2 protein-coding genes are annotated in these 3,508 nt (G+C 65.8%); both read right to left on the bottom strand.

Annotation, left to right across the window (positions count from 1 at the left end; translation table 11 throughout):
• The coding region (locus DBR22_RS24825; RefSeq protein WP_258229321.1) for a glycoside hydrolase family 3 protein at positions 1-1,111 on the bottom strand (1,111 nt) is incomplete at its 3' end.
• Positions 1,112-1,129: 18 nt separating this feature from the next.
• Positions 1,130-3,508: alpha-L-rhamnosidase-related protein (locus DBR22_RS19585; protein WP_108600376.1), on the bottom strand; the 2,379-nt coding region annotated here is incomplete at its 5' end.

The following is a 3,508-nucleotide window of genomic DNA, read 5'->3' as shown; positions in this document are numbered from 1 at the left end:
TGTCCAGGTTGATGGCGGCGTGCTCTGCGGAGCCGATGACCTTTGCCTGCTGCGCGGCGTCCGGGACCCGGGGATCCTCGAAGAGCCCGAGTTCGAATTTGAGGGTGAGCAGGCGCCGGACCGCGTCGTCAATGAGGTCTTCGTCGAGATCGCCGCGGGTTACTGCGGTCTGTGCTCCTTCGAAGAACTGGGGTGTGGTCATGACCAGGTCATTGCCGGCCTCCACGGCGACGGTTGCTGCGTGCACGTGGTCTTCGCAGACCTTCTGTTCCCACACCATGCGTCCCACGTTGTCCCAGTCGGTCACCAGGGTGCCGGTGAATCCCCACTCGCCCTTCAGGACGTCGTTCAGGAGCCACTTGTTGGCGGTGACCGGAACGCCGTCGATGGCCTGGTAGCCCAGCATGAACGTGCGGCACCCCGCCTCCACTGCGTCCTTGAACGGGGGCAGGAACCAGGACCGCAGTTTCCGCCGGCTCAGGTCTGCTTCGCTGGCATCGCGGCCGCCCTGGGTTTCGGAGTAGCCTGCGAAGTGCTTGGCGGTGGCGAGGACGGCGGTGCTGTCCTTGAGCCCGTTCCCCTGATACCCGCGGATCATGGCTTTCCCAAGTGCCCCGATCAGGTGCGGGTCCTCACCGAATGTTTCATTGACCCGGCCCCAACGCAGGTCGCGGCTGATGCAGAGAACGGGTGAAAACGTCCAGTGCAGCCCGGTGGAGGCGACTTCGACGGCGGTGGCGCGTGCTCCCCGTTCCACCAGGGCCGGATCCCATGTGCATGCCATGGCCAGCTGGGTAGGGAAGATCGTGGCTCCCGGCCAGAACGAGTGTCCGTGAATGCAGTCGTCAGCCATCAGCAGCGGGATCTGCAGCCGGGTTGTCAGCACAAACTTGCGCGCTTCATGGATGCGTTCGGGCGAGGCATGCAGGAGCGATCCTGCAAGCTTGCCGAGCACCAGGTCCTCGAGGTCGCCCCGGGCGTCGAGCTGAAGCATCTGTCCGACTTTTTCCTCGAGCGTCATCCGGCCCAGAAGGTCTGCAACACGTTCCGGGATTGCCAGAGCGGGGTTGGTGTAGGCGGCGGTGCGGAGGTCACCCTGCAGGTGGTTCATGGGGGGGTTCTCATTTCGTCAGAGCGTGAAGGTGAGCGTGCGTTGGCGGCTGTCGGCCTGCTCGGTAATTCCGGTAGCAGAGCCGGTAAGTTTGAGGCTGATCGCCGGCGGCGCGGACACCGTCACCTGGCGGCTTCCGTCCGCAGCGCGCTTCCAGTGGACGCTGATCACCCCGTGCGGTGTGGGGACGGTGCCCTCAGCCCAGTCAAGATCGCTGGGCGTTGGATGCACTGTGGCACTGGTGAAGCCCGGGGAAGCAGGCCGGATGCCGAGGATGTACCGGGGGAAGTGCTGCAGGGGAACGCTTCCCCAGGCGTGGCAGTCGCTGCGGTTGCTCACGGTGTCTTCGGCCCACGTGGTGAGGTTCAGGGCCAGCATTTCGGCCCAGGGTGTCCAGTCGATCCTGTCATCAGCCTGGGCGATGCGGAGGGCATCGAAGAGATCGAGGGCAGTCGCGTAGGAGCAGGGGGCCAGCCCGGCGTCTGCGGTCGCTCGGCGCAGAAGCTCGGCGGCCCTGCTGCCGTGCACTGCCCCGGACAGGACAGCCCACAGTTGGGCGTGGACGCTTTGCGGCGCCCCGCGGTCCGTGTCCCGGAAGTACCCGGCCTCTTCGTCCCAGGCCGGGCCGGTCACGGCACAGGCGGTGAGGGCGTCGGCGCGGGAGGTGTACTCCTGGGCGAGTCCCGTCCGGCCGCAGAATTCGGCGACCGTTGCGGCTGACCGCAAAGCTGCGATGTACATGAACGTAGCTATGGTGTTGGCCCGGCGGGGTCCCAGGTCAGGGACTCCTCTGCTGGCACGCCATGCTTCTGTCCAATCGACGAAGTTCCACAGGATGCCATCGCCTTCGGCGGAGATGACGAAGCCGTCGGGGGACAGCCGGTCGTTGAAGTAGCCAAGGACCGCGTCGATCCTGCCGATGAAGCGCTCGGTGAAGGGTTGGTCGCCAACGTAGCTGACGTGGTCTTCCACCATCCTGATCCAGTACAGCGAGAACCCGGGAATGAACTGGGGCTCGACACTGGGGGCCCGGCTCTCGGTCAGCCCGGTCGGGTTGCCGGACGCGGCGAAGTCCTCGATGGCCCGCCGGACCAGCCGGTCATCGGCAGAGAGGTGCAACGAAAACAGCGCCTGGGACCGCGTATCCATGGCGTACTGCAGCTGTTCGTAGAAGGGGCAGTCTTCAAAGGTTTCATGCATGCAGTTCAGCAGGGTGCGGACACTGACGTCCCAGAGCGTCCGGTCCTGCTCCGACGACGATGAGAAGGTGCCGCTGATGTCCAGCGGATAGTGCGTCCTGGTGAGGTTCAGGGCCCTGATCACGACGGCGTCATCCGCCGTCGTGATCCGGAGCCGCAGGTAGCGGAACGTCCTGAACCAGAAGGGGGAGTACTGCTCGGGACGGTCCCGCGTCCCGGAACCGGAGACGAGGTAGCTGTCCGGGTCGCCGTGAAGCTCGCCGTTGACGTGATCGGTGCGGTCGGCTTTGCGTCGGAGCCAAGGCACCTGGGCTGGCGGCTGCTCGTAGCACTCGGCGGCGGTGATCTCGAGGCGGGCTCCCCGGCCGGCTTCGACTGCGAGGGACAGGTACGCCGTCAGGAGGAAGCCGGCGTCCAGATCGACGCTGACGTCGCTGTGGGGTGGGAGCCGGACTGCTTCGCCTCGGAGGAGCGCGCCCCAGCCGATGGTGGGGTCTGACGATGTGGTCACGGCGGCCAGGGGCACTGCGTCAAGCGTCAGCGCGGGAATGGGCCGTGGTTCGAGTGCGGGACGTGGGATGCCGCTGAACGGCTCCATGCTGTCCAGTGACGGCAAGTGCCAGGCCGAATCATCGAAGCCGGCTTCGAGCCAGTCATGCTCGCTGGCGGACCCGTCAACGGTTTCCTGAATTCCGAGGAAAAGGGTGTTCCTGCCCTGGGAAAAGTGCCTGCCGGCGACCAGGCGGCATCTCCAGGCGGCGGTCTCCGACAGGTCTGTGCCGCCGATAGTTCCCCTGACCAGCAGGCCGGGCCGGCCGGTGCGCGGCACGGACGTGTTGCCCAGGGAAGCGGTGGAGTAGGACAGGACATCGATTCCAATGATGTTCTCCCCGACGACGAGACATGGGGCGATATCGACTGTGTCGGCGAACCAGGTGCGGCCTGACGGTTTGGCCGGACCGGCCGAGACGAACGTGCCGTTCACGCTCAGCCGGTAACGGGAGTCAGCGGCGAGATGAAGCAAGGCAGGGGTTTCGCGGATCGCGTCGATGCTGATCCGGGTCCGGAACCTCATGGTGGAGGCCACGCCGCTGCGGGACAGTTCATGGGCGTCCGCGGGCAATTCGAACCATGGGCCGGTCAGGTCCTGCTTCACGGCGGCTTGCTCTGTTTCAACCAAGGGGGAGCTCTTCATTTC

Source organism: Arthrobacter sp. HMWF013, from assembly GCF_003061105.1.
In the GTDB taxonomy this organism is placed as follows: domain Bacteria; phylum Actinomycetota; class Actinomycetes; order Actinomycetales; family Micrococcaceae; genus Arthrobacter.
The sequence above is the reverse complement of the archived record's forward strand: the minus strand, read 5'-3'. Positions and strand labels throughout refer to the sequence as shown.